At 63.2% G+C, this 26,288-nt stretch carries 20 protein-coding genes, 1 tRNA gene and 1 pseudogene; 14 read left to right on the top strand and 8 right to left on the bottom strand.

Annotated elements, in window-relative coordinates:
- The first annotated feature begins 36 nt into the window (after window positions 1-36).
- From gndA to CE_RS07870, 11 genes and pseudogenes are all read left to right on the top strand, one after another.
- Window positions 37-1,491, top strand: a complete 1,455-nt coding sequence (gndA, locus tag CE_RS07920) for an NADP-dependent phosphogluconate dehydrogenase (RefSeq protein WP_035108798.1) — start codon at window positions 37-39, stop codon at window positions 1,489-1,491.
- A gap of 161 nt (window positions 1,492-1,652) precedes the next feature.
- Window positions 1,653-3,134, top strand: coding sequence for an NAD-dependent succinate-semialdehyde dehydrogenase (locus CE_RS07915; RefSeq protein WP_006767585.1), 1,482 nt, complete (start codon window positions 1,653-1,655; stop codon window positions 3,132-3,134).
- A gap of 74 nt (window positions 3,135-3,208) precedes the next feature.
- Window positions 3,209-4,591, top strand: a complete 1,383-nt coding sequence (locus CE_RS07910; protein WP_006767584.1) for a DEAD/DEAH box helicase — start codon at window positions 3,209-3,211, stop codon at window positions 4,589-4,591.
- Window positions 4,592-4,654: 63 nt separating this feature from the next.
- Window positions 4,655-6,037 carry a hemolysin family protein gene (locus CE_RS07905; protein WP_006767583.1) on the top strand — a complete coding sequence of 461 codons (1,383 nt, stop codon included), beginning with the start codon at window positions 4,655-4,657 and terminating at the stop codon, window positions 6,035-6,037.
- A complete protein-coding gene (locus CE_RS07900; RefSeq protein ID WP_006767582.1) occupies window positions 6,034-7,095 on the top strand; it encodes a hemolysin family protein in 1,062 nt (353 codons plus the stop codon). The genes CE_RS07905 and CE_RS07900 overlap by 4 nt, the downstream gene beginning before the upstream one ends.
- A gap of 50 nt (window positions 7,096-7,145) precedes the next feature.
- Window positions 7,146-7,991, top strand: coding sequence for a 3-methyladenine DNA glycosylase (locus CE_RS07895; protein WP_173362603.1), 846 nt, complete (start codon window positions 7,146-7,148; stop codon window positions 7,989-7,991).
- Between the two features lie 74 nt (window positions 7,992-8,065).
- The gene (locus CE_RS07890; RefSeq protein ID WP_006767580.1) at window positions 8,066-9,481 is read left to right on the top strand and encodes a vWA domain-containing protein; all 1,416 of its coding nucleotides are present in this window, start codon (window positions 8,066-8,068) and stop codon (window positions 9,479-9,481) included.
- Window positions 9,482-9,956: 475 nt separating this feature from the next.
- Window positions 9,957-11,405: an IS1182-like element ISCef1 family transposase gene (locus CE_RS07885; RefSeq protein ID WP_006770545.1), complete on the top strand. Its 1,449-nt coding sequence runs from the start codon at window positions 9,957-9,959 to the stop codon at window positions 11,403-11,405.
- A gap of 161 nt (window positions 11,406-11,566) precedes the next feature.
- Window positions 11,567-12,309 (top strand): annotated as a pseudogene (locus tag CE_RS07880) (glutamate ABC transporter substrate-binding protein); the annotation flags it as partial.
- A gap of 26 nt (window positions 12,310-12,335) precedes the next feature.
- The gene (locus tag CE_RS07875) at window positions 12,336-13,724 is read left to right on the top strand and encodes a 2-oxoadipate dioxygenase/decarboxylase (RefSeq protein WP_081447209.1); all 1,389 of its coding nucleotides are present in this window, start codon (window positions 12,336-12,338) and stop codon (window positions 13,722-13,724) included.
- A 76-nt stretch (window positions 13,725-13,800) separates the two neighbouring features.
- Window positions 13,801-14,928 carry a Glu/Leu/Phe/Val family dehydrogenase gene (locus CE_RS07870; protein ID WP_035108883.1) on the top strand — a complete coding sequence of 376 codons (1,128 nt, stop codon included), beginning with the start codon at window positions 13,801-13,803 and terminating at the stop codon, window positions 14,926-14,928.
- 90 nt (window positions 14,929-15,018) lie between these two features.
- On the opposite strand, the gene CE_RS07865 is transcribed toward CE_RS07870, so the two are convergent.
- The 5 genes from CE_RS07865 to secA2 form a co-directional block, all read right to left on the bottom strand.
- The gene (locus CE_RS07865) at window positions 15,019-15,600 is read right to left on the bottom strand and encodes a MerR family transcriptional regulator (protein WP_006767575.1); all 582 of its coding nucleotides are present in this window, start codon (window positions 15,598-15,600) and stop codon (window positions 15,019-15,021) included.
- A gap of 164 nt (window positions 15,601-15,764) precedes the next feature.
- Entirely contained in the window at window positions 15,765-16,373 is a 609-nt protein-coding gene (locus CE_RS07860; protein ID WP_006767574.1) for a bifunctional nuclease family protein, read from the bottom strand.
- 1 nt (window position 16,374) lies between these two features.
- Complete coding sequence (locus CE_RS07855) at window positions 16,375-17,127, bottom strand: transcriptional regulator FtsR (protein ID WP_407921252.1); 753 nt, start codon at window positions 17,125-17,127, stop codon at window positions 16,375-16,377.
- A 191-nt stretch (window positions 17,128-17,318) separates the two neighbouring features.
- Window positions 17,319-17,747, bottom strand: coding sequence for an oxoglutarate dehydrogenase inhibitor Odhl (gene odhI, locus CE_RS07850; RefSeq protein ID WP_006767572.1), 429 nt, complete (start codon window positions 17,745-17,747; stop codon window positions 17,319-17,321).
- Window positions 17,748-17,884: 137 nt separating this feature from the next.
- Complete coding sequence (gene secA2, locus CE_RS07845; protein WP_035108882.1) at window positions 17,885-20,176, bottom strand: accessory Sec system translocase SecA2; 2,292 nt, start codon at window positions 20,174-20,176, stop codon at window positions 17,885-17,887.
- Window positions 20,177-20,386: 210 nt separating this feature from the next.
- On the opposite strand from secA2, the gene CE_RS07840 reads away from it, so the two are divergent.
- The 3 genes from CE_RS07840 to CE_RS07830 all read left to right on the top strand — a co-directional run bounded on the left by CE_RS07840 (window position 20,387) and on the right by CE_RS07830 (window position 22,231).
- The gene (locus CE_RS07840; RefSeq protein WP_035108796.1) at window positions 20,387-21,574 is read left to right on the top strand and encodes a bifunctional alpha/beta hydrolase/OsmC family protein; all 1,188 of its coding nucleotides are present in this window, start codon (window positions 20,387-20,389) and stop codon (window positions 21,572-21,574) included.
- 26 nt (window positions 21,575-21,600) lie between these two features.
- Complete coding sequence (locus CE_RS07835; protein WP_006767569.1) at window positions 21,601-21,993, top strand: YchJ family protein; 393 nt, start codon at window positions 21,601-21,603, stop codon at window positions 21,991-21,993.
- A gap of 164 nt (window positions 21,994-22,157) precedes the next feature.
- Window positions 22,158-22,231, top strand: a tRNA-Pro gene (locus CE_RS07830).
- Window positions 22,232-22,303: 72 nt separating this feature from the next.
- Here CE_RS07830 and CE_RS07825 read toward each other — a convergent pair.
- From CE_RS07825 to CE_RS07815, 3 genes are all read right to left on the bottom strand, one after another.
- Window positions 22,304-23,308: a formylglycine-generating enzyme family protein gene (locus CE_RS07825; RefSeq protein ID WP_011075512.1), complete on the bottom strand. Its 1,005-nt coding sequence runs from the start codon at window positions 23,306-23,308 to the stop codon at window positions 22,304-22,306.
- Window positions 23,269-25,056 carry an arylsulfatase gene (locus CE_RS07820; protein WP_231295000.1) on the bottom strand — a complete coding sequence of 596 codons (1,788 nt, stop codon included), beginning with the start codon at window positions 25,054-25,056 and terminating at the stop codon, window positions 23,269-23,271. Before CE_RS07820 ends, CE_RS07825 begins: the two co-directional genes overlap by 40 nt.
- 281 nt (window positions 25,057-25,337) lie before the next feature.
- Window positions 25,338-26,243: an IS982-like element ISCef2 family transposase gene (locus CE_RS07815; protein WP_011075450.1), complete on the bottom strand. Its 906-nt coding sequence runs from the start codon at window positions 26,241-26,243 to the stop codon at window positions 25,338-25,340.
- Between the last annotated feature and the right edge of the window lie 45 nt (window positions 26,244-26,288).

Below are 26,288 nucleotides of genomic sequence, written 5' to 3'. Positions count from 1 at the left end.
CTGACATACCGTGGGGCTGTGCGTATGATCATAACTATGACAAACCCAGATTCCCTCGCCCAGATCGGTGTGGTCGGCCTCGCTGTAATGGGGTCCAACCTCGCCCGCAACTTCGCCCGCAACGGTCACACCGTCGCTGTCTACAACCGCAGCACCGACAAGACCGACAAGCTCATCTCCGATTATGCCACCGACGGCAACTTCATCCCCACCAAGACCGTCGAGGATTTCGTCGCCGCCCTGGAGAAGCCCCGCCGCGCCATCGTCATGGTGCAGGCCGGTGCCGCCACCGACGCCGTGATCAACCAGCTTGCGGATGCGATGGAGGAGGGAGACATCATCATCGATGGTGGTAACGCTCTCTACACCGACACCGTGTGCCGTGAGAAGGAGATGGCAGCCCGTGGCCGTCACTTCGTCGGTGCCGGTATCTCCGGTGGCGAGGAAGGTGCCCTCAACGGCCCGTCCATCATGCCCGGTGGCCCGAAGGAATCCTGGGAGGCTCTCGGCCCGTTGCTGGAGTCCATCGCCGCCAAGGTGGACGGCGTTCCCTGTGTGACCCACATCGGCCCTGATGGAGCGGGCCACTTCGTCAAGATGGTCCACAACGGCATCGAGTACGCCGACATGCAGGTCATCGGCGAGGCCTACCAGCTGCTGCGCTTCGGTGCTGGCATGGAGCCGGCCGAGATCGCCGATGTCTTCGCCGAGTGGAACAAGGGCGATCTGGACTCCTACCTCATCGAGATCACCGCCGAGGTCCTGCGCCAGGTCGACGCCGAGACCGGCAAGCCGCTTGTCGACGTCATCCTCGACGCCGCAGGCCAGAAGGGCACCGGCCGTTGGACGGTCAAGGAGGCCCTCGACCTCGGAGTCCCTGTCACCGGCATCGGCGAGGCCGTCTTCGCCCGCGCACTATCCTCCTCCCTCGATCAGCGCAAGGCCGCACAGGGCAACCTGCCGACCGGTGCCCTGACCACCTTTGAGGAGCTGGGTCTGGACAAGGCGGAATTCGTCGAGGATGTCCGTCGCGCACTGTACGCCTCCAAGCTGGTGGCCTACTCCCAGGGCTTCGATGAGATCAAGGCCGGTTCCGATGAGCACAACTGGGGTGTTGACCCCCGCGACCTGGCCACCATCTGGCGCGGTGGCTGCATCATCCGGGCGAAGTTCCTCAACCGCATCGTCGAGGCCTACGACAACGACCCGGAGCTGCCCTCCCTGCTGCTCGACCCGTACTTCAAGGGTGAGCTCGAGGACCTGATGGACTCCTGGCGCCGGATCGTCATCTACGTCACCCAGCTGGGTCTGCCGGCACCGGTGTTCACCTCCTCCCTGGCCTACTACGACTCCCTGCGTGCCGAGCGTCTGCCGGCCGCCATCATCCAGGGCCAGCGTGACTTCTTCGGTGCACACACCTACCACCGCATCGACAAGCCAGGCTCCTTCCACACCCTGTGGTCCGGTGACCGCAGCGAGCTGGAGGTCTAGGCACCCTGCTCCAGCCCCCCGTGGGAGTATTCCCCGGGGGTTTTTGCATGCCTGCTGGAATTCCGCCAATCTCCCGCTGGCACCCAAGGACTATCAACCCCGGCGCGCCCGTGCCCGTAGCCTGGTGGGGACAATCTCACCTCTCTCGGAAGGACACACCCATGACTGATCCGCTTGATGTCTCTGCACTCCTGACCAAGGTCCCCACCGGTCTGCTCATCGGCGACACCTGGCGGGACTCCTCCGACGGGTCCACCTACACCGTGGACAACCCCGCCACCGGCCAGACCATCGCCACCCTCGCATCGGCCACCAGCGACGATGCCCTCGCCGCACTCGATGCCGCCTGCGAGGTCCAGTCCAGCTGGGCCAGGACCCCCGCCCGGGAACGCTCGGAGATCCTGCGCCGCGCCTTCGACCTGATCAATGAACGTGCCGAGGAATTCGCCACCCTCATGACCCTGGAGATGGGCAAACCGATCGCCGAGGCCCGTGGTGAGGTTACCTACGGCAATGAGTTCATGCGCTGGTTCTCCGAGGAGGCCGTGCGCACCTACGGCCGCCACGGCCAGACACCCGAGGGCACCCACCGCATGCTCACCGTGCGCAAACCGGTCGGCCCCTGCCTACTGATCACCCCGTGGAACTTCCCCCTGGCCATGGCCACCCGCAAGGTCGCCCCCGCGATCGCCGCCGGCTGCACCATGGTGCTCAAGCCCGCACGCCTGACCCCGTTGACCGCCCAGTACTTTGCGCAGACCATGCTCGATGCCGGCCTTCCCGCAGGTGTGCTCAATGTGGTGTCCGGGGCATCGGCCAGCGCGATCTCCAACCCCATCATGGAGGACGATCGCCTGCGCAAGGTCTCCTTCACCGGTTCCACCCCGGTGGGCAAACAACTGCTGAAGAAGGCTGCCGACAAGGTCCTGCGCACCTCCATGGAGCTCGGTGGCAACGCCCCGTTCATCATCTTCGAGGATGCCGACCTGGATCTGGCCGTCGAGGGTGCCATGGGGGCGAAGATGCGCAACATCGGTGAGGCCTGCACCGCCGCCAACCGCTTCCTGGTCCACGACTCCATCGCCCAGGACTTCAGCCGCCGACTGGCTGAGCGTTTCAACCAACTCACACTCGGCAACGGCCTCGACGACGGTGTCACCGTCGGTCCCCTGGTCGAGGCGAAGGCACGCGAGAACGTCGCAAAGCTTGTCGACGACGCCGTCACCGAGGGCGCCACCGTGCTCACCGGGGGCACCGCCGGCGAGGGGGAGGGCTACTTCTACCAGCCCACCGTGCTGGTCGATGTCGCGCCCGGCGCGCGGATCCTCACCGAGGAGATCTTCGGGCCGGTCGCACCGATCATCACGTTCACCACCGAGGAGGAGGCCATCCAGCTGGCCAATGACACCGAATACGGACTGGCCTCCTACCTGTTCACCCGTGATTATGCCCGGATGTTCCGGATCTCCGACCAGTTGGAGTTCGGTCTGCTCGGTTTCAACTCAGGGGTGATCTCCAATGCCGCGGCCCCGTTCGGTGGCGTCAAGCAGTCCGGCATCGGCCGGGAGGGTGGTACCGAGGGCATCGATGAGTACACGCAACTGCAGTACATCGGCATCCGCGACCCCTACACGGATCGCTGAGTCCGCCCTCCAGCAGGCGTGCCCGAGCGCGTCTTTAACCACATTCAACCTGCGAGGACTACTCTGAGAAGACAATGACTACATTCTCAGAACTTAATCTGCCGGATCCTATTGTCAAGGAGCTGCGCAAAGAGGGCATCACGGATGCCTTCCCCATCCAGGCGGCGGCCATCCCGGACGCCCTTGCAGGACTCGATGTCCTCGGCCGTGGCCCCACCGGCTCGGGTAAGACCTTCACCTTCGGCCTGCCCATGCTGGCACGCCTGGCCGCATCCGGTGCTTCCCGCCCCGGCCAGCCCAGGGGCCTGATCCTGGTGCCCACCCGTGAACTCGCGGCCCAGGTGCGTGAGCGTCTGGAGGGCCCGGCCGCCGCCATGGGGTTGCGCACCCTCGAGGTCGTCGGTGGTGTCAACATCAACCGCAACATCACCGCGCTGGCATCGCCGGTCGATGTCCTGGTGGCCACGCCGGGCCGTGCCCAGGACCTGGTGAACCAGAAGAAGCTGTCCCTGGCGCAGGTGGAGATCACCGCCCTCGATGAGGCCGACCACATGGCGGACATGGGTTTCCTGCCCCAGGTGCGTCGTCTCATGGACCTCACCCCGGCGAAGGGGCAACGTCTGTTGTTCTCCGCTACCCTCGATGGGGATGTGACCAAGCTGGTCGACCGCTATATGCACAACCCGGTCACCCACTCCACCGCACCGGTGGCGGCAGCCGTGAACACCATGACGCATTACCGCCTGCTGGTGGGTGGGCGTGATTCCCGTGCGCTGGTGGTCGAACGTATCGCAGCGCGTGAGGGCAAGACCATCATGTTCATGCGCACCAAACACGGCGTGGACCGTCAGGTGAAGAAACTGCGCCGCGTGGGTATCAACGCCGTGGGTATTCACGGTGACAAGGGTCAGAACACCCGCACCAATGCCCTGGCCGGTTTCACCGACGGTTCCATCCCGGTTCTGGTGGCCACCGACATCGCCGCCCGCGGCATCGACGTCGATGACATCTCACTGGTCGTGCACGTGGATCCCCCCGCTGAGCACAAGGCCTACCTCCACCGGGCAGGTCGTACCGCACGTGCCGGAACAACCGGTACAGTAGTCACATTGGTGATGGACGAACAGGTCAAGGAAGTCAGGGATCTCTTCAGGAAGGCGGGCGTTGAGGCCGCTGAGGTTGAGGTCCATGAGAACTCCCCTGAACTGGCGCGCATCACCGGTGCCCGACGCCCGTCCGGCACGCCGCTGGCCCTGCCCGGTCAGCAGCCGGGGCGGGGACAGAAATCCGCCAACAACCGTTCTGACAGCAGGGATGCCACCGGCACTCCCCGCCGGAGGTCACGCAGCGGCGCACGCAGAGGCAAGAGGGATGGCATTGCCACCCCCCGCAACTCCGGCGGCCGCGGCACCAACCCCAGGCGTCAGACCACAAGGAAAGATGGTCAAAAGGGTTAACGGTCCCTTTCTCCTGACAGGACCACCTGTCAGGGATAGGGGGCAGGTTGCCACCGCACGCTAATGGACATACTCATAAGCATCCTCTCACTGCTGGGCTTCGTGCTTCTCACGGCGAGTACCGGTTTGTTCGTGGCCATTGAGTTCGCACTCACCGGCCTGGAACGCTCCACCGTGGACAATCACGTCAAGTCGAAGGGCGACGCGAGCGCCCACGCAGTGAAGAGGGACTACCAGAACCTGTCGTTCGTGCTCTCCGGCGCTCAGCTGGGTATCACGGTCACAACTCTCGCAACGGGTTACCTCGCTGAACCCGTACTCTCCCGATACTTCACCCCGCTGCTGGAACTGGTGGGCCTGCCCGCCTCCGCGGCCTCAGCCGTGGCCCTGGTGCTGGCGCTGATCGTGGCCACGTTCCTGTCCATGGTCTTCGGGGAACTCATCCCGAAGAACTGGGCGATCACCAACCCCCTGGGTGTGGCGCGCTTCGTGGTGCATCCGGTGCATGTGTTCAACGTGGCGTTGAAGTACTTCATCAAGGCCATGAACAACTCCGCCAACTTCATCGTGCGCAAGCTCGGCATCGAGCCCGCCGAGGAGCTGGCGTCCGCCCGGTCCGCCCAGGAGCTCACCGCCCTGGTGCGTAACTCCGCCGAGAGCGGGGAGCTGGACAAGACCACCGCCGCGGTGATCAACCGGTCCCTGCAGTTCGGTGAGTCCACCGCGGACAAGTTCATGACCCCACGGTCCACCATCGAGGCTCTGCGCGCCGATGACACCGTCGATGATCTGATCAGCCTCGCCCTGGAGACGGGTCACTCCCGCTTCCCGGTCACCGAGGGGGATCTCGATGACACCATCGGCATGGTTCATATCAAGGACGCCTTCGCCATCCCCCGTGAACAGCGTTCCACCACCACCCTGCGGTCCCTGGCCCGGCGTATCCCCGTGGTTCCGGCCAGCCTGGACGGTGACGCCGTGCTCAACGCGGTACGTTCCGCAGGCTCCCAGGTGGTGCTCATCGCCGATGAATACGGCGGCACCGCCGGCCTGGTCACCATTGAGGATGTCGTCGAGGAGATCCTCGGCGAGGTCTACGATGAGCACGATGATTCCGAGGCGGAACGCGACTTCCAGCAGTTCGGCGCCAGCTGGGAGGTTTCCGGACTGGTGCGCACCGATCAGCTCCAGCAGCATGTGGGTTATTCCTCCCCCGACGGCCCGTTTGAAACCCTCGGGGGGCTGATCATGTACTCCCTGGGCAAGATCCCCAAGGTCGGTGATGTCGCGCTGCTGCCGCAGACCGAGACACCCGGCATGGATGAGTTCGAATCCAGTTTCACCGGCCGGTGGATCGCCCGGGTGACTGTGATGGAGGACCGTCGCGTGGACAAGGCCGTGCTCACCCCCATCACCCACGAGGAAGCAGAGGAGTACACCAAGTGAACATCTGGGTCACCATCCTGTTCATCATTGTCCTGCTGGCCTTCAACGCTTTCTTCGTGGCCGCCGAGTTCGCACTGATCTCCTCGCGCCGTGACCGCCTGGAGGCCCATATCGCCCAGGGCAAGAAATCCGCGGAGCGTGCCCTGTATGCCACCGAGCACCTGTCGATCATGCTGGCCGGCGCCCAGTTCGGCATCACCCTGTGTTCGCTGCTGCTGGGTAAGATCGCTGAACCGGCCATCGCGCACTTCCTGGAGGTGCCGTTCCAGGCACTCGGTGTGCCGGAGAATCTCCTGCACCCGTTCTCCTTTGTCATCGCCCTCGGTGTCATCACCTGGCTGCACATCCTCTTCGGCGAGATGGTCCCGAAGAACATCGCCATCGCAGGTCCCGAGACGCTGGCCATGTGGCTCTCCCCCACGCTGATCCTGTGGGTGAAGATCACCGGCCCGCTGATCCGGTTCATGAACTGGATTGCGCGCATCACCCTGCGTGCCTTCGGTGTGGAGCAGAAGGACGAACTGGATTCCACCGTGGATCAGGAACAGCTGGCGAGCATGATCTCCGAGTCCCGGCTCGAGGGTCTACTCGACGAGGAGGAACACGCCCGCCTGTCCAAGGCGTTGCGCACCGAACACCGGTCCATCAAGGAACTGGTCATCCGCGACGAGGATGTCCGCTCCCTGGATTTCGGCCGCCAGGGCCCCACCCTGGAGGAGCTGGAGACCGCGGTCCGCGAGACCGGGTTCTCCCGTTTCCCGGTCACCGGTGTCGACGGCTCCTACCTCGGTTATATCCACATCAAGGATGTCCTGCCGCGACTGGCGGATCCGGAGATGAACCCGGGCGAGCACATCCCCCGTTCCGAGCTGCGCCCCCTGACCAATGTGGACGCCGATGGGCTCATGGATGATGTGCTGCACACCATGCACCGCCGCTCCGCGCACATGGCGCAGGTACGTCAGCGTGGTGAGCTGCTCGGGGTGATCACCCTGGAGGACCTCATCGAGGAATATGTGGGCACCGTCAATGACTGGACCCATGAGGATGCCGGTTAGTGGAGGTTGATGACGTGTTTACCCCCACTGTGCTGAGCCATGAGGAGTGGATGGACCGGGCCCGTGCCCACGAGGCGCGGGCTGCCGCGTTCACCGACGACCACCTGCGGCGTCGACAGGCGCACATCAAGCACCCGGTCTTCGACTTCCTCTTCGAGTACTATCCGGTCCGCCCCGCGACCCTGCGCACCTGGCACCCGGGGCTCGGGGTCGGCGTCCCCGCCGACGCACCCCACGCCTCGTGGCGGGACTACACGCTTGTCGACGATTCCCTGGTCACCGTCGACCTGGCATGCTTCATGCCGCGCCGGGGTGCCGCCGTGCGCTATATCCACAATCTGTTGCAGTCGGTATCCGGCAACCCCGCCCACTTCGACTGTTTCGGGCTGCATGAATGGGCGATGGTCTACAAGGCCGGTCCCGACGAGATCCGCCATGATCTGCCGCTGCGTCTGGGCCATGCAGCCACCGATGCCGTGGTGGAGTCCCATCAGCTCAAATGCACGCATTTCGACGCCTTCCGGTTCTTCACCGAACCCGCCATCCCGCTGAATCTCACGGTGCTCACCCGCGAGGCACAACCGGCCAACGACCAGTGCGGGTGTCTGCACGCCACGATGGATCTGTACAAGTGGGCGGCGAAACTCGGGCCCCTGGTCCCCGGCGAGGTGCTTCTCGACGCCTTCGAGCTCGCCCGCGACACCCGGGTGCTGGATATGGAGGCCTCCCCCTATGACTGCCGCGGGTACGGTTTCGGCGTTGTGGCCATCGAGACCCCGGAGGGCAAGGCGGAGTATGTGGCACGCCAGCGGGCACTGGCGGCACGGGCGAAACCCATCCGTGACCGGCTTGTCTCCATCACGGAGCAGGCGCTAACGGCTACACTTTCCCAGTAGTTCACCATCACTTCGAGGGAGCGCCCGTGGCACGACACTACAGCGGACAGAATAATTATCGACTGTCCAAATCCTTGACCATCGCATTGATCACCATCCTGGCGATCCTTGCCCTGATCATCTGGTGGGTCTTTTCCAACCGCTCGGATGACACCATCGATCTGGCGGACGACACCACGGAGACCACCACCGGTGAGTCCGGGTGCATCCAGGGGGAGTTGTCCCTGCCCGTCGGCGGTGACCCCACCCTCGTCGAGGCCATGGTCGAGGAGTACAACGCCACCGACCCGGTGGTGCGGGACTACTGCATCACCGCCGAGGTGGCCGGCCCGGGTGAGGCCGCAGCCACCTATGTGTTCGCAGGGACCCGTGACGATGCCGCCGACGCCCTGACGCAGACCGGTGCCGTGGCCGCATCCTCGCAGGACTCCTGGTCCCAGGCCGACACCGTCCGGGCCGGTGTGGCCGCCACCGAGGGTGCTGACACCGATCTGGAGAACGTGGCCTTCCCCGTCGCCGATGCCCCGACGCTGTCCGCCGCGGTCGCCCTCGCCCTCGCCGCGGATGAGGACGCCGCCGCCACCGCGCTGGCCGATGATCTCGACACCACCACCGATGCTGCGGCCACCACACCGGCCTTCGCCGCCTTGGAGCCCGATGAGCTGCCCGGTGGTTACACCTTCAGTCCCGTCGACGGCGCGGAGCTTCCCGTGTGGGTCATCCCGGTCAACGCGGGCGCAGATGTCTCCGAGGATCAGGCCCGTGCGGGTGCCGAGTTCGCCTCCTTCACCACTGAGACCGGTGCCGCGGGTGAAGCCACAGATACGGCCGCCTACACCGCGGTTGTGGACCGGGCACGGGCGCTCGCCGAGGAGCCTGACACTCCGGTGGGTGAAGCCACCACCGGGCAGCCCTCCGACACCCTGATCGTCCAGGACACCTCCGGCAACATGGACCGGGTGGTTGACGGGACGCAGGAGTCCTACCACACCGTCGTCAGCCGGATCCTGTCTGACCTGGCCCGCGAGACCGGTGGCCTGGGCAATCAGGTGGCATTGAACAACTATTCATCCCCCCTCAACCCCGGGGTCACCCGTGGGTGGCGGCCAAATGTCTCCTTCCCGGACGGGTCCAATGGCACCAATGCCGCCAATGCCATCGCCCGTTTCGGTACCGGTGGGGTCCCCCTGACCCGGGCCGCGGCGGTGGCCGCCGCCGATATCGCCTCCGAGCACGCCGGTACCTCCGGCCGTGAGGTCCGGGTTGTGCTGGTCACCTCCGGATCCGCGAGCGACTATAGCGATGAGGCATTCCTGGCTGATATCCGGGCTGCAGGCGGGGACAACGTCACCTTCCACATCGTCCATGTCGGAACCAACCCCATGGACCAGGTACTGGCTGATTACGCCACCTCCACCGGTGGCACCGTGTCCACTGCAACCACCCCGCAGGACATCGACGCCACTCTGCGGGCCGCGTTCGGGCTCTAACCCAGGAAAGTACCCCAGACATGCCCGGGATTATTCCCGGGCATGTCTTTTTCTTTGTGCCCGTTACCCGGGCATCACCTGCGTAAATAGATGCCGTGGAAGAAACACGACATTTCCACTGCCATGTAACATGTTAAAGAGTAGGCTCTGACTATGACCTGCATCATAGTTCGGGGGCGGGGATCCCAGTCCGGTTCCTCTCCCGCGGGCAGGCGACACCCCATGAAAGAGATCCCCTACCTCGACATTCCCGGGAGCACCCGATGAAGAACACAGCACCTATCCGACTACTGGCCGCCATTGGAGCAGCCGCGCTCGCCACGTCCCTGGCCTCCTGCGCCAGCTCTGAAAACACTGATCTACTCGGACAGATTGAAAGCGGCAATGTCACCCTAGGAGCGTGGGTCTTTAGTCGGTGACCTGAACCCGGGTGTCTCCCCCCGGTCCTGCTGGGTGACGTGGGATAATAACCTCCATGAGTGGTGGATCCGATGATGGCTTGTTCCCCGAAGAGACTCTCCAGCGGGTCCCGGCCCCGGACCCGGTGGAAGCGCCGGTGGATAAACGCTTCGCCCCGTTCAACCCCCACGCGGTGATGCTGCTGCCGCCGTCGCTGGATGAGTGGCTGCCTGATAACCACCTCGCCCGGTTCATCGCCGACCTCGTCGACACGGAACTGGATCTGACCGGGTTCTATGATTCCTACACCCGGTCCAAGGGGCGCCCACCCTATGATCCCCGGATGATGCTGCGGGTCATGCTCTACGGCTACTGCACCGGGGTACGGTCCTCCCGGAAACTGGAAACAGCGTGTATCGACAGCGTGGCGTTTCGCTGGCTCGCCGCTGGCGCAGGCCCGGATTTCCGGGCGTTTAGCCGGTTTCGGGCCCGCCACCTTCAGGCGTTGGCCGGGGTGTTTGTCCAGGCGTTGGCCCTGTGCCGGGAAGCGGGCATGGTGAAACTGGGCACGGTTGCGTTGGACGGGACGAAGGTGCAGGCGAATGCCTCCCGTCGTAAGGCCATGAGTTACCAGCGCCTGGTCCCGGCCGAGGAGAAGCTGGCTGAGCAGGTCGAGCAGATGCTTAACGATGCGGCGACCACGGATGAGGTCGAGGATCAGCGTTACGGGGTCGATGCCCGCGGTGATGAGTTGCCTGAGGAGTTGGTCAGCCGGTCCGCCCGGTTGGCAACGCTGCGTCGGGCGCGCCAGCAGTTGGAACAGGACGCCGCGGACAAAGCACGGCAGGTGGCGGAAACCAAGGCACGGGACCGGGGTGATGATGACGACACGGTCGCGGACAAGGGGCAGGCCGCGGCGGATACGGCAGTGGTGAAACCCTCGGCGCAGCGTAATTTCACGGATCCGGATGCCCGGATCATGAAGCTGAGTTCCGGTGGGTTTGATTACTGCTATAACGCGCAGACGGTGGTGGATGCTGAGCATCAGGTGATCGTGGCCACCGAGTTGAGTAACACCGCCACCGATGTCGGTGCGACGGTGCCGATGGTGCTGGCCACGGCTGAGCAATTGGGGGTCTGGCCGGCCCGGTGGTTGATGGATGCCGGGTACTGCTCGAAGAAGAACCTCACCGAAGTCGCTGGCCTGGAGGACACGCACGACACGGAGTTTTTCATCGCGACCGGGCGGGTCAAACACGGAGAGAAGATCCCGGATGCCCCACGCGGCAGGATCCCTAACGATGCCACCTTACGGGAGCGGATGGGACGTAGGCTGCGCACGAAGCGGGGCAAGGCGGTGTACGGGAAACGTAAGTCAGTGATCGAGCCGGTGTTCGGTCAGATCGCCACGCGGCAGGGCAAGCACGTGGTGCTGCGGGGGTTGGCGGCGGCTCGGGCGGAGTGGGATCTGGTGGCGGGGTGTCATAACCTGTTGAAGCTGTTTTCCTTCCGACAGACGGCCTGAGCCCGCCGGGAAACCGGCAGGCCCGGTGGCCCGAACCACGGCTTTCCTGCCGGGGGCGGATATCGGGGTCCGATCGAGTGATTCTGGGCGGGTCGGGGCCGGTGGTGGCTCTGGGGAACCGAATTTTGGTGTCCCCCGCTACCGACTAACGACCCACGCTCCTAGGAGCCAAATATGATCAACCCGGCCTGGGATTGCGCAGTCCCGACGGGACTATGAGCGGCCTGGAGGTGGACATCTCCACCTATGTGGTCAATGCCATCGCCGACGACAACGGTTGGGAACACCCCGAGATCACCTGGCGTGAAACCCCCGCCGCCCAACGGGAAACCTTCATCCAGAACGGTGAGGTCGCCATGATCGCTGCCACCTACTCCATCAATCAGGCGCGGCTGGATACGGTGAATTTCGGCGGTCCCTTCCTGGTCACCCACCAGGCGCTGATGGTGCCTGACGAGGATGACCGCATCCAGGACATGGACGACCTGAACAATGACCTCATCCTCTGCTCCACCGCCGGATCAGTCCCGTCACAGCGTGCGAAGGAGGCGATCCCCGGCCTGCAGCTCCAGGAATACGACACGCCATCCTCCTGCATTGAGGCCCTCGATCAGGGCAGCGTGGATGCCATCACCACCGATGCCACCATCCTGTACGGTTACGCCCAGTACTACCCAGGTGATTTCCGCATCGTGGAGATGACCCGGGACGGCGAGCAGTTCACCGATGAATACTATGGGATCGGCCTGGCGAAGGGTGACGAAGACGGTACCGAGGCCATCAACACGGCGCTGCAAGAGATGTACGACGACGGCACCTTCGATCGTCTCCTGGAAGCCAACTTCGAGAGAATCCCGAGGTCATCGAATACGGAACCCCCGGTGACTTCACCGGTATCGAGTAAACACCACCCCCACCTAAGGAATGATCATGGGTTTTCACACACCCTCCCAGCTGCGTGCCGAGTTCTCCCGCCGCCTGTCCATCATGTACGGAACAGAGGTTCCCGCCTACACCACGCTCGTCGAGGTCTCCGAGGAGGTGAACCGGGATTTCCTGTCCCGCCGGGGTGATGATGCGGAACGACTGGGGTCAATCGACCGGGTGACCGCCGAACGCCACGGCGCCATCCGCGTCGGCTCCCCCACCGAACTGGCGCAGGTGGCCCGAGTCTTCGCGGCCTTCGGCATGCATCCTGTGGGTTTCTACGATCTGCGTGATGCCTCGGCAGCCTCGGTCCCCGTGGTGTCCACGGCGTTCCGTCCGATCACAGGCCCGGAACTGGCAGAGAATCCCTTCCGGGTGTTCACCTCCATGCTCACCGCGGATGATCCACGCTTTTTCACCCCGGACCAGCAGCAACGACTCCAGGAGTTCCTGGCGTCACGCACGCTGTTCCCCGATGGCCTGCTGGAGCTTGCGGATCAGGCCACCCGGGATGGGGGTCTGGAGGACGGGGATGCCGAGCAGCTCCTCACACTGGCCACCGCCGCGTTTGAGCTTTCCGACGAACCGGTTGATCATTCCTGGTACCGGGAACTCGAGGCGGTGTCAGCCGTGGCAGCTGATATCGGTGGCGTGGCCACCACCCACATCAATCACCTCACCCCCAGGGTCCTGGACATCGATGAGCTGTACCGACGAATGGAAGCCCGTGGGATCACCATGATCGATGAGATCCAAGGGCCACCCGCCTGGGAGGGCCCCGATGTCCTGCTCCGCCAGACGTCATTCCGGGCGCTTTCCGAGGAACGGACCTTCCGTTTCGAGGACGGCACCATCGGGCCGGGTTCCCTGCGGGTCCGTTTCGGTGAGGTGGAACAACGTGGCATCGCCCTGACCCCCGCCGGACGGGAACTCTATGACCAGATGCTCGCCGAGATAGACCGGAGAAAGGCCGAGACCGGGGGCACACGCATGACCATCGCCCGCGCGGTATGGGAGGAGAATCTCCCGAACACCGAAGCGGGGATGCTCGAACGGGGTCTCGGTTACTTCACCTTCGACCTGGCGAAGCACCCCGCGGATATCGGTGACACGGTCCACCTGCGGGATCTGCTGGCCGACGGTATTGTCACGGCCACACCGATTGTCTACGAGGATTTCCTACCACGTTCCGCCGCGGGGATCTTCCAGTCGAATCTCACCGGCGAGGGGTCAAAAGACACCGCGCAGGAAGGTGTCGACTACAAACAGGAGGTTCTCTCCACCATCATCGGCACCCCCATCTTCGATGCCTATGACCTCTACCAGGCCCAGGTCGATGACTCCCTGAGCAGGTTGGAGAATACCCTCAACACCACGATTCTGACTGATTGATCTCCCCTTCACCACCCACGCCACGACCGGTATGGGATCTGATTGTCTACACCGGAGGACACCACCCATGACTGACATGTTTGACCTGATCGACGACTGGGGCCCTGAGAAGATAGTTGTGGTGCATGACCACCGCACCAGAATGCGCGGGGTGCTGGTCATCGACAACACCGCCCGGGGCATGGGCAAGGGCGGAACCCGCATGCAGCCCACGGTATCGGTGGGTGAGATTGCCCGCCTGGCACGGGTCATGACCTGGAAGTGGGCCGGGGTGGATCTGTTCTACGGAGGTGCGAAAGCCGGGATCCAGGCGGATCCCGCCTCCCCCGACAAGGAGGCTGTGCTGCGCTCCTTCGTGCGGAAACTCTCCAATGAGGTGCCCGAGGAGTATATCTTCGGCCTCGACATGGGTCTGACTGAGCATGATGCGGCCATCATCACCGATGAACTCGGACGCGGCACCTGCATGGGCACACCCTACGAACTCGGTGGTGTGCCCTACGACCAACTGGGGGTAACCGGGTATGGCATCGCCGAGGTGGCGGATGAGGTAGCCCAGTCACAGAACCTGGCGGGCGCATCGGTGGCGATCCAGGGGTTCGGGGCCGTCGGTCATGCCGTCGCGGAACGGCTCCACACCCTGGGTTACCGGGTGGTGGCGGTGTCGACGGCGCGGGGAGCGATCGCCGACCCCAATGGGTTGGACATCCCGGAACTGGTGCGCCTGCGCGAGGAGGTCGGGGATGATCTGGTTTCCCACTACCCGGTTCTACGGATTGACCCGGGTGAGGAACTGTTCATGGACGCGGAGATTCTCATCCCCGCCGCACTCCAGGATGTCATCAATGCCCGTGGCGCCGAGCGGGTGACCGCCCGGATCGTGGTCGAGGGTGCCAATCTGCCCACCTCCCCGCAGGCTCAGCAGATTCTGCACCAGCGTGGAATCACCGTGGTGCCTGATTTCATCGCCAATGCCGGTGGCGTCGTCGCGGCCGCCTTCGCCATGGATAACCGCTTCTCCCCCTTCAGGACCGATCCGGAACAGATCTACACCTCGGTGTCCTCGAAGTTACGTCTCAACGCCACCACCGTCCTGGGCCGTGCGGCGGAGCGTTCCCAGACCAGTCATGATGCCGCACGTCAACTATCCCAGGAACGGGTGCGGGCCGCGATGGAGGTTCGTGGCATGTTACCTTCCGGATAACAACACCAAGAACATGTATCCCGTGCCATCCCACGGTTCGGAGAAGACCTGGGATGGCACGGGATACGTGGTGGAGCGGAGGTGTATCAGCTAGGAGGTTCTGCGCTTGCGCCGGGCAGCAAGCTCATCCTGAAAGTTGATGGTCTCGGCATCGAAGTTGTCGTCGATACGCTCAGATGGGAAGGCGGAGATGTCCCCGGTGAGTTCCTTCATGATGCCGGGAACCGCAATGCCGAACACACCCTGCCCACCACCGAGCAGATCAATGACCTCCTCATTGGAGCGGCACTCATAGACGGTGGTGCCATCGGAGACCAGTGTGATCCCGGCGAGGTCATCCACACCACGGTCACGCAGCTTGTCCACCGCCAGGCGGATGTTCTGCAGGGAGATACCGGTATCAAGCAGTCGCTTGACAATCTTCAGGACGAGGATGTCCTTGAAGGAATACAGACGCTGGGATCCAGAACCCCGGGCGCCACGGATCGTGGGGACAACCAGCTTGGTGCGTGCCCAGTAGTCGAGCTGACGGTAGGTGATGCCGGCCACCTGGCAGGCGGTGGGCACGCGGTAGCCGACCTCCTCGTCCGGTCCCACATCAAAGAGGGATTCCTGCACGGGAAGCTGGGGCGACGCAAAGAGGTCACCCTGAAAGCCTTTTTCTTCTTGCACTGATGTCTCCGATGCTTCAGTGTTGGGGCTGTGATCAATCACGCATGTGAATTATAAGCGTGAAACTTATACTCATTCTGGTAGAAAGCCTAGACCAACGTCAAGCTTTAGGCACGCGACACGCCAGACACAACACCGTAAAACAAACACCGAAAGTAAAGTTTCTAGGTTTTACCTTCCGGTTTATCACCCCCGTCATCGTCCGGATCCATGTCGATGAACAGATCATCCTCGGTGACCCCGAGGCTCTGCATGAGCTGTTCGAAATCCGCATCGGCCTGGGCGTCCCCGGACGCTGATTCACCGGCGAACACCTCATCATCGTCGGCTGCCTCGATCATGATCCCGAAATAGGCCTCCATGTCGTCCTGGTTCACAAACACCGCGCACTGCTGCAGGATCTCCTCATCCGCGGCGATGGGAAGTTCAAGGAGTTCGGAGAGCATGAGGATATCACTGGGACGGGCATCGAGCTCCTCCCCTTCCGAGGTGATGACCGAGGCCATGAAAACACCCTCGAAGTGACTGACGATACGGAGGTTGCTCACCCACGGGCCGTTCCTGGTGAAGGCATCAGCCAGTAGCTCATGCACACCGGGGCGACGTGGGCGGTACCCCGAGTGGTACGCCTGGATCCGCAGGGCATCATCCTGGTCCATCCAGATCGGGAGTACCTTGTTGCCATCCTCCCAGCGGAATACCGCGCAGGTGAAACCATCCGGCTCCATGGTGTGGATGCCGTGGAACTGCAACTCGACGAAATTGGTTTCCATATCAGTACCCCAGCTGTTCGCGGGTTGCGTTTTTCACCAGTGAGGCGTGCAGCGAGACCACCAGGGAACACATCTGCTGCGCCAGTTCCTCCGCGCGTTGGCGGGCGACATCGCTTTTACCGCGGGCGACCGGGTCGGCGACCTGGGTGATCAGGTCGGCCTGGCGGGTGGCGGTGTTGCCCAGGGAGCGGAGCTGGTGCAGGTCGAAGCCCATCTCGCGCAGGGCGGCGGCGGTGTTGGCGATGAGGACATCATCATGGGTGAAGAACCCGGCGGCATCCGGTTTGATCAGCTTGGCGGACACCAGCTCGGCGATGGTCTCCACGGTGACACCGGCCTTCTCGGCGACATCACTGTCGGTGAGCCTGGTCAGGGCCGGGGCGCGGAACTTCTCGGGGCTGACCAGGGGCTCGGAGGCGCCGGCACCGAGGATGGCGGTGACCGAGCCGTTGTCCATGGCCTCGAGCTGCTCACGGATGACCTTCAGCGGGAGGTAGTTGTCGCGCTGGGTGACCAGGATATACCGCAGCCGCTCCACATCGGATTCGGTGAACCGACGGTAGCCGGAGGCGGTGCGTTCCGGGGTGATCAGACCCTCCGATTCCAGGAACCGGATCTTGGAGACGGTGACATCGGGGAATTCCGCATGCAGGCGTTCAAGAACCACACCGATGGACATGGTCTTGTTCTTCTTGGCGGCCCTGGGAGACTGGGTTGCCCCAGACGAATCAGACGCGGGTGCCCCGCTGTTCAGGTCGGCTGCTGTTCTACGAAGTGCGCTCACGATGGTGCTGTTACCTGCTGGTACTAGAGGGGTGGACGGGGGACACGGGGATACATGTTACGGGTGGCACCCTGCGTGAATGTGACAGGGTATACGCAAAACGGTTGCAAGATGGGTGATCCTGCAACCGCTGTGAGTTGAACCGTGTGTGCGTTGCTCCCCTACGCTGCGGGGCCAGCGAGGAAGACCAGTCGGAACTTGCCGATCTGGATCTCATCACCGGTCTGGAGAACCTGCGAGTTACGTGGTTCGCGGTTGACGTAGGTGCCATTGAGGGATCCGACGTCCACGACCTCGAACTCACCCTCGTTGATGCGGAACTCCGCGTGACGACGGGAGACCGTGACATCATCCAGGAAGATGTCACTTTCCGGGTGACGACCAGCGGTGGTGGTGGGCTGATCCAGCAGGAATCGAGCGCCGGCGTTGGGGCCACGCTTCACCACGAGAAGCGCGGAACCCGCGGGGAGGTTGTCAGCACCAGTTGCTGCAGGAGCGCTGCCAGCACCCGACATCTCCTTCAGCAGATCGGCGCGGAAAACCGAGGTGGTCTCGACCTGTGGCTCCGGTGTGCCAGTGTTGTCGCTCATTGAAATTCCTCCGTGTCGACATTGTTCTTAACGTAATTCATCATAGCCCGTGCGCGTGGACGACGGGCGCAAGAACCCTCATCAGCGGTTTCCGGTTTTCTGAAAGTTTGGTGTGACCTGCTGAAATGAAAACCGAATCAGCGAAAGATATTTCCGATTCCACTGATAACCGAGTTGCCCGAGCCCGCCAGCGGGTTGTCGGACACCATGTAGGTCCACGTCGCGGAGGGACGCGCCAGGCCCGCATCCTCCAGGTGTGCACCCCGGTCGTCGATGACCACGGTGCGGAAGGTCTCCACCGCATCATCGACCGCCTGCTGCGCCAGTGTCTTGAACTCCCGAACGGCGATGCGGTGGTATTCATCCAGTGGAGTCTCCCGGGCAATCGCGCGCAGGTGGATGGATTCGCGGACATCATCCATCAGGGCCAGATGCTCGGACCAGTTGAGGTCCAGGTGGTAGAGCATGATGTCGCGTGCAGCCTGTTCGAGTACCTCCCGGTCCACCCCCTCAAGCCCGGCCGCCCGGTCCTGGGCGCGTTCGGACAGCTCCCGCCATGCTAGATCGGTATCCAGCAGACGGGCGCGACGCTCGTCGATGATGACACGCTGATCAGCCAGCAGTTTGTTGTACTTCCAGGTCTGGGAGTGGATCTCCAGCAGCTGGCCCTCGGTGACACGTTGGCAGTGCGCCACCCAGTCGCGGACACGGTTGGAATCAATCAAACCCGTGGCATCCGGTTGGGCGGTGACACTCTCCCCCGCCCCGCCCGTGACCACCACGTCGTCCTCCAGGGAGACGAAGAAGAGGCTCAGTCCCGGATCACCCTGGCGCCCGGCGCGTCCGCGCAGCTGGTTGTCCAGGCGGGCGGTGCGGTGGCGGGCGGTGCCGATGACGGCGAGGCCACCGAGTTCGACGACCTGGTCGTAGTGGGACTCATCGGGCCCGCCGAGGCGGACGTCGGTGCCGCGGCCGGCCATCTGGGTGGAGACGGTGACCCGTCCGATGTCACCGGCCTCGGCGATGATCCGGGCCTCCTCGGCATCGTTCTTGGCGTTGAGGACGCTGACCTCGATGTCGAGGTCGCGCAGGGCGTCGGCGAGTTCCTCGGATTCGGCGACGTCGTGGGTGCCTACGAGGACGGGTTGGCCGGTGTGGTGCAGGTGGGCGATCTCCTCGATGATGGCTCGGTTCTTCTCCGCCATGGTGGCGTAGATGCGGTCGGCCTCGTCGAAACGCCTGAGGGGGTTGTTGCGTTCGATGACGGAGACGTGCAGGTTATAGAAGGTGCGCAGCTGGTCGGTGGCTTCGACGGCGGTGCCGGTCATGCCACAGACCATGGGGTATCGGCCCACCAGTGCCTGGAGGGTGATGGTGTCGAGGATGCGGCCGCCCTCGGTGACGGCGAGCCCCTCCTTGGCCTCGACGGCGGCCTGGAGGCCGTCGGGCCAGCGCTGGAGGTCGGCGACGCGTCCGCGGGAGGCGTCGATGAGTTGGACCTTGCCGTCGCGGACGATGTAGTGGATGTCGCGAATGAGCAGGGCCTGGGCGTGGAGGGCGAGGTTGACCTGGACGAGGGTGGTGCCCACGTGCTCGTCGTCGTAGAGGCTGGTGATGCCGAGGGCCTGTTCGAGGGCGGCCGCGCCCTTGTCGGTGAGGAAGACGTTGCGGCGGTCCTCGGAGACGGTGTAGTGGTCGTTTTCCTTCAGGCGGCGCACCACCTCGGTGATCTTGCCGCGGGGGGCGTGGCCGGGTTGGTTGCCGGCGAGGACGAGGGGGACGAGGGCTTCGTCGACAAGCACGGAGTCCGCCTCGTCGATGATGGCGACATCGGCGCGGCGCTGGACGGCGTCGGCCCGGCGCGTGATCAGCTGGTCGCGCAGGACGTCGAAGCCGATCTCACTGACGGAGCCGTAGACCACATCGCAGCGGTAGGCCTCACGGCGCTGCTCCGGGGTCATGGTCTCGGAGATGGCGCCGACGCTCAATCCGAAGAACTCGACCAGGGGGCGCATCCATTCGGCGTCGCGGACCGCGAGGTAGTCGTTGATGGTGATGGAGTGGACGGTTTTGCCCTGCAGGCCCAGGCCGGTGGCGGCCATGGCGCCGACCAGGGTCTTGCCCTCGCCGGTGGCCATGTGCACGACATCGCCTTCGATGAGGCGCAGTACGGCCTGGGACTGCACCGGGAAGGGGCGCATGCCGAGGGTGCGGTGCGCGGCGATGCCGAGGACCGCGAGCAGTTCGGCCGGGTCCTGGGGCGTGCCATCCCCGACCAACGTCCGGGCACGGGCGGCGAGGTGGGCGTCGTCAAGCGCCTCCAGGTCGCGGGTGTGCGCCTCGGCCTGGTCGACGATCGCCAGGCTGCGTTTCTGATTGCGACCCTGTTTGCCGCCGAGTGCCTTCCAGAACCAGTCGAAACCAGCCACGCTCAAACCTCCAGTGAGCTCGATGAGTACATCCATCCGACTTTAACCCACACCACATGGTTTCCGGGTGGCCGACTCCCGTTTTAGTGACCTGGATTGCTTGACGGTGCAATCTTGTCCAATAAGACACGGTTCGGGCCGTGACCTGCGGGAAGGATCCACCTAGGGTGGAGACGTCTGGTCTCAAATAACCATTGGAAGGTGCATGCCGTGCATTCGGTGAGTGTGAAGGTTCCATCATCAGAGGGTCTGATGATGGCAGCCACCCTGGATCTGCCCGCGACCGCCCCGGTTGCGTATGCGATGTTCGCCCATTGTTTCACCGGTTCCAGGTTCACGCCGGGTGCAGCACGGGTGAGCAAGGCGCTGGCGGAATCCGGTATCGCGTGTCTGCGTTTCGATTTCCCCGGCCTCGGCCAGTCGGAGGGTGATTTCTCGGAGACGACCTTCAGCTCCAATGTCCGGGATATCATCGCCGTGGCCACCTGGCTGGAGGAGAATTACTCTGCACCGCAGTTGCTCATCGGGCATTCACTGGGTGGTGCGGCGGCGCTCAAGGCGGCGTCCTCCATCCGGTCCCTGGGTGGTGTGGCCACCATCGGTGCACCCTTCGATCCGGCGCACGCGGTTCTGCACTTCGCCGACCACATCGGTGATGTGGATGAGCAGGGCGCGGTGGCCCTGACCCTGGGCGGGCGTGAGGTGACCATCTCACGGGAGTTCCTGGAGGATCTGGCCGACACCAACCCGGTCGACCACCTGCGTCGACTGCGCGCACCACTGCTGCTGGTGCACTCCCCGATCGACCAGACCGTCGGCGTGGACAACGCCCAGAAGATCTTCCAGGTCACGCGTTACCCGAAGTCGCTGGTGTCCCTGGACAAGGCCGATCACCTGCTCACCCGCGACGGGGCCGCCCAGCGGGCAGCGAAGATCATCCGCAACTGGATCGATCCGTTCCTGGTGCCGGAGAATGAGATCGCCGACCGCGGCCCCCTGCCGGCGGACGTGGCCACCGCCACCTCGATCGGGAGCACCCGCTACGCCGATGAGGTCCGTACCGGGCGTCACAGCTTCATCACCGACCGGGAGAAGCAGGCCGGTGGGCGCGACCTCGGCTACACACCCGTCTCCCTGCTGGTCGCCGCGCTCGCTGCCGCGACGTCCCAGCAGATCCGCCACGCCGCGCGCGAGGCGCGCATCACCAGGCTTGACGACGTCCAGGTCACCATCTCCCGCGTCGTCTCCGATACCGGTGCCCCGACCACCCTGCGCCGCAGCATCGCCCTGATCGGTGACCTGAGCCCGGACCAGCGCCGGGAACTCCTGGCCGCCGCCGGCACCTCCGAGGTTGAGCAGATGCTCAGCCACGGGGTCATCATTGACGACGAAGACTAGTTGACGAGGATTAGGAAAAACACACCATGCCCTATGACTACGACCTGCGCTGCCCCTGCGGCACCGGCCTCACCTACGGACAGTGCTGCCACCGCTACCACGCCGGCAACCACCACGCCCCCACCGCCGAGGCCCTCATGCGCTCCCGGTTCACGGCCTTCGCCGCCGGTGAGACCGACTACCTGCTGGACACCTGGGACCCGGCCACCCGGCCTGCGGAACTGACCCTGGATGACCGGCTCGAGTTCTACCGCCTGGAGATCCTTGAGACCGAGGGCGGTGGCCCCTTCGATGCCACCGGACGCGTGAAATTCCAGGCCTTCCACCGCGGGCTTGCCGACGGCGTACAGGAGGAGGACTCCACCTTCCGCAAGATGGACGGACGCTGGGTCTACTCCCTCGGGGACGTGGCCGAATAAAGCGTCGGGTGGGCCGGTCCTTCCGGCCCCGGGGATCACCCGCGTTCAGCCCTTCCACCTGCCGATTTTCGTTTCATGATCACACTGGTGTAACCTGATCACGTTGCCGCAGAGCAAACAGGATGGTTCCCAGCCTGTATTGTGTCAGTATTATGTGGAAACGGCGGACTGTGGCGCAGCTTGGTAGCGCACTACACTGGGGGTGTAGGGGTCGCAGGTTCAAATCCTGTCAGTCCGACAAATAGCAGGCCAGAAAGTGAAGTTCACTTTCTGGCCTTTTGCTTTGTGCATCCTCGTAGAGCGGGGATGCTCAAGGACTATCGAAAACGCACCGGAAACCGGTATTCCCCGAGGTGGAATCCGGGGTGTTCGAATTGCGGGCGGCCACCCGGTATCTGTTGCAGTAGGAATCATGGCAGAGATACGAGCCTCCGCGCATCACCCGGCGCGCACCGGTATCCGGTCCCCGCGGGTTGATGGAGGAAGCACGGGAGTAGTACTCCGCATCAAACCAGTCCTGGCACCATTCCCATACATTCCCTGCCATCTGCCACAGACCGTATCCATTGGGCGTGTAGGTCTTCACCGGTGCAGTGGTGAGGTAACCATCCGCGGCGGTGTTCTCCATGGGGAAGCCCCCCTGCCAGATATTGCAGTTCCACCTCCCGTCTAGGGCGAGGTTATCCCCCCAGGCATATCGTGCGCCCTGCAGTCCACCCCGGGCGGCGTATTCCCACTCGGCTTCGGTGGGCAGACGACCGCCAGCCCAGGTGCAGTAGGCAACGGCATCATCCCAGGAAACGTGAACGACGGGGTGGTCCTCAAGCCCGTCCAGGGTGGATCCGGGGCCGTTGGGACGCTGCCAGTTCGCACCCTTGACCGCCAGCCACCAGGGCACGCCGGGAACCTGGCGAAGAATGTCAGCGCGTTGCCCTTGGAACGCTGCGTAGAATACAGCCGAGACACCGTAGCGTTCCGCTGTCGTCGTATACCCTGTGGCTTCAATAAATCGTCCGAACTCGGCATTCGTGACCGTGGTGACATTAATGCCGAAGGGGGCGAGGTGAACCTCATGTACTGGCCCCTCCCCGTCCGCCGGGTACCCCTCCCCGTGATGATCGCCCATGTGGAAAGCTCCACCCGGCAGTGTCACAGCATCGCGGGATTGTTCCGGGTTGCATGGAGTGGTGGGATTGACAGGATCTGATAAATCCCGGGTAGTGGTACGCCATTGTGCGCTTGACGGGGAGCAGCAGTTACTCATGGACGTAATCCTCAGTGTGCAGGGCCGGTGGCCCAGTCGATGGCGAACCACCCTTCGGCAGCAGCAGGGGCAACCTCGTTGACCGCGGGGAAATCTACGGGCACCACGCCGTTATCCCGGGCGTAATCATCCCATTTTGCAGCGAGCTCCTCAGCAATCTCTGGATGTTCGGCGATAACATCGGTGGTCTCTCCTGGATCATCGGCAAGGTTGTAAAGGGCCCACTCGCCCGTCCCGCCCATGGGGACCGGGGTGAAAATGAGTTTCCAGTCCCCGGAACGGTAGGCCCGATGACCGAAGTGTTCTGTACCGAACTCATCATCTCCGATGGTCTCCGAGGTGCCCTCCAGCACCGGTCGGACGGAGTCGCCCAGCAGGTTGTCGATCGCGTTGAGGTCACCGCCAGCGTAATCAGCGAAGGTGGGATACAGGTCGGTGATGTGGGCGAAGGTGTCCACGATACGACGTTCCTGGCCCCCGCCCGGGGCCTTGATGATGGCGGGCACACGGGTGCCACCTTCAAAGAGGGTGTTCTTGGCCTGGAAATACGGCCCCGAGGATACCTGCGCATTGGGTAACCCCATGGAGGGGAAGGAACCCTGGTCTCCGTAGGTTGAGACATCCCCGGTCGATGGATAGACCTGGTCGTGCCACCCGTCAATTGATCCGTGGGGTTCATACATCAACTGCGTACTGGCAGAGGCTCCATTGTCACTGACCACGGCGATGAGTGTGTTGTCATATTCGCCGGTGTCCTTCAGATGGTCGATGACACGCCCGATCTGGTCATCGGTTTCCTCAAGGACAGCGGCGTAGACGGCCATGCGGTAAGCCATGTCGGTTTGCTGTTCCACGGTGAGGGAATCCCAGCTGGGGACCTGGTCCGGCCACCGGGTGGCGACGTCAGCATCAATCAGGCCGATCTCAGCCATACGCTCAATACGCTGGGTCCGGAGCTCCTCATAGTTGTATCCGTCGAGGTAGACATCAAGGTACTTGTCGATGAGTTCCTTGTTCTCCACATGAAGCGGATCGTGTGGGGCGGTGTATCCGAGGTAGGTGAAGAACGGCTGGTCCGCTTCCACGCTCTGGTCAACCTGCTGGAGGACCTCGTCGGTGTAACTACGGGTGGCGAAGAAGTCATCGGGCAGCGTGTCGAGGGTTTCGCCATTGCGCTCATAAACAACCGTGTTCACCGGTTCCACCGGACGGTTGAACAGGCGGAGGGCATCCGGGTAATAGGAGGCACCCGCATCATACATGGTGAAATTCTCGTCGAATCCCAGCGCGGAGGGACGCTGTTCCGCTTCCCTCCCGAGGTGCCATTTGCCCACCTGGTAGGTGTCGTAACCAGTGTCGGATAACACTTCTGCAATCCCGGTGAAGTCACCTTCGAGGCTTCCCTTGTACCCCGGGGTGTCCTGATCCACGCCGGGGGGTGCCATCCCCTCCATTGATCCCAACCCAACGCGGTGCGGGTCCTGCCCGGTCATGAGCGCTGCCCGGGTGGGAGCACACAGTGGGGTGGCATGGAAGTTGGTGAACTGCACCCCCTCCTGCGCCAGGGCATCGATATTGGGGGTCTCCGCCTCTCCACCGTAGGCTCCCAGATCTGAATAACCGAGGTCATCGAGAAGGATCATCATGATATTGGGTTGCTCCTGGCTTTCAGCTGCGGGGGTGATCCCAGCCGTGTCGGATGCGGCGGTGCTCCCGCAGGCGGTGAGCGCCACCGCTGTGACGAATCCCAATCCTGCGAGGGCAAATCGGTAGGGGCGTATCGAGGGGTGTTGAGCCATGTCAATGCACTTTCTAGAGAACTGGGTGGCACCCCGGAGGGCAACCATTTTTAGTTTCAGATCACATTAACTTCTAGAAAGAGATGGCTGTCACTATTTTTTTCCCGTTCGCTCTGCGCCCGCTTTCCCGCCCCACAGGGGTTGGTTCACCCATCGAACACCGGGGTCTATCTGCTGATTCAGGCACCCCTGGCGATTGAACTCCCAACCCCCCAGGGGTGTATATCAGGGTGGCCCCACGGGCACCCCGGGGAGAACTAGATGATTAAGTCCTAATAGGTTCAGTGATCATAAGCTGTCAGTGAGCGCTTATCAGGTGCACCGATACGCCAGTTATGCCAGATCACAGATGCTAACGCCAACAACTTGCCCGCCACCTTGGCATAGACACCACCAGGGCTTCTTGCCCGGTGGTGCTCCAATCCCAACTGGTCCTTGAGGGTGTCGAACACGGATTCCACCCACTGCCTGATCCCGCCAAGATCCCCATACCTGTGAGCCTCATTCTTGCGATCCGGGCGAATCAACTCCACACCCAGCTCGTGGGAGATAAACCCCTCAAAGTCACAACCGGCAAACCCCTTATCCGCCACAATCACCTGGCCCGTAGAAAGAAGATGCTGGTCATGGGCTAATAACACCATGGCAGCCTCGCGTTCCCCAATCTTTGGATCAGCCAGTCCCCAGATCACCGGCATTCCATCCGGGGCACACACCAGGTAGAGACGAAACCCCCAGAAATACCGCGAATGCGACGCGCAATACCCATAGTTGGCATACCCGGCCAGATCTGATCGTTTCACCGTTTCTCTTGACATCGCACACGGAATTGGCGTGGAATCGAGCAAACGGCACAGGTCGTACCAGGAGGCGGTATCTCGAGCCAGGGCAGTGATCACCAGCGAAATCAGTGAACTAGCGGCACGGACGCGTTTGTTATACCCGGATTGTTGCGGGATATCGGGAAACATCTCACTGAAGTGTTGGTGGGCGTAGCGCACCCATCGTGTCTCCGATGAGGTGCCGTGCAGGAGGTGTTGGGCGATGACCAGGCAGAGGAGCTCGGCGTCGTCCAGGGCTGGTTTTCTACCTGGTCGGTGGGTGCGATTGATACCTAAAGAAGGCAAGACATCGTCGACTAAGGTGACGTAGAGTGTGGTCAGGAGAGTGTTTAGGTTATTGTTCACACCTTCAACTCAAACACTCTCCCCGTATTTTTGTATAGACCTTTT

Origin of the sequence: Corynebacterium efficiens YS-314, from assembly GCF_000011305.1 — a bacterium.
GTDB classification, from domain to species: Bacteria; Actinomycetota; Actinomycetes; order Mycobacteriales; family Mycobacteriaceae; genus Corynebacterium; species Corynebacterium efficiens.
This window is presented reverse-complemented; position numbering and strand designations above follow the sequence as displayed.

Bases quoted from the DNA above. Each gene is read 5' to 3' on its own strand.
- CE_RS07820 (WP_231295000.1), bottom strand. From the start codon at position 25,056: ATGGCTCAACACCCCTCGATACGCCCCTACCGATTTGCCCTCGCAGGA.
- gndA (WP_035108798.1), top strand. From the start codon at position 37: ATGACAAACCCAGATTCCCTCGCCCAGATCGGTGTGGTCGGCCTCGCT.
- CE_RS07885 (WP_006770545.1), top strand. From the start codon at position 9,957: ATGAGTGGTGGATCCGATGATGGCTTGTTCCCCGAAGAGACTCTCCAG.
- CE_RS07835 (WP_006767569.1), top strand. From the start codon at position 21,601: ATGCCCTATGACTACGACCTGCGCTGCCCCTGCGGCACCGGCCTCACC.
- CE_RS07870 (WP_035108883.1), top strand. From the start codon at position 13,801: ATGTTTGACCTGATCGACGACTGGGGCCCTGAGAAGATAGTTGTGGTG.
- CE_RS07895 (WP_173362603.1), top strand. From the start codon at position 7,146: ATGGACCGGGCCCGTGCCCACGAGGCGCGGGCTGCCGCGTTCACCGAC.
- CE_RS07915 (WP_006767585.1), top strand. From the start codon at position 1,653: ATGACTGATCCGCTTGATGTCTCTGCACTCCTGACCAAGGTCCCCACC.
- CE_RS07910 (WP_006767584.1), top strand. From the start codon at position 3,209: ATGACTACATTCTCAGAACTTAATCTGCCGGATCCTATTGTCAAGGAG.
- CE_RS07875 (WP_081447209.1), top strand. From the start codon at position 12,336: ATGGGTTTTCACACACCCTCCCAGCTGCGTGCCGAGTTCTCCCGCCGC.
- CE_RS07860 (WP_006767574.1), bottom strand. From the start codon at position 16,373: ATGGAAACCAATTTCGTCGAGTTGCAGTTCCACGGCATCCACACCATG.
- CE_RS07905 (WP_006767583.1), top strand. From the start codon at position 4,655: ATGGACATACTCATAAGCATCCTCTCACTGCTGGGCTTCGTGCTTCTC.
- odhI (WP_006767572.1), bottom strand. From the start codon at position 17,747: ATGAGCGACAACACTGGCACACCGGAGCCACAGGTCGAGACCACCTCG.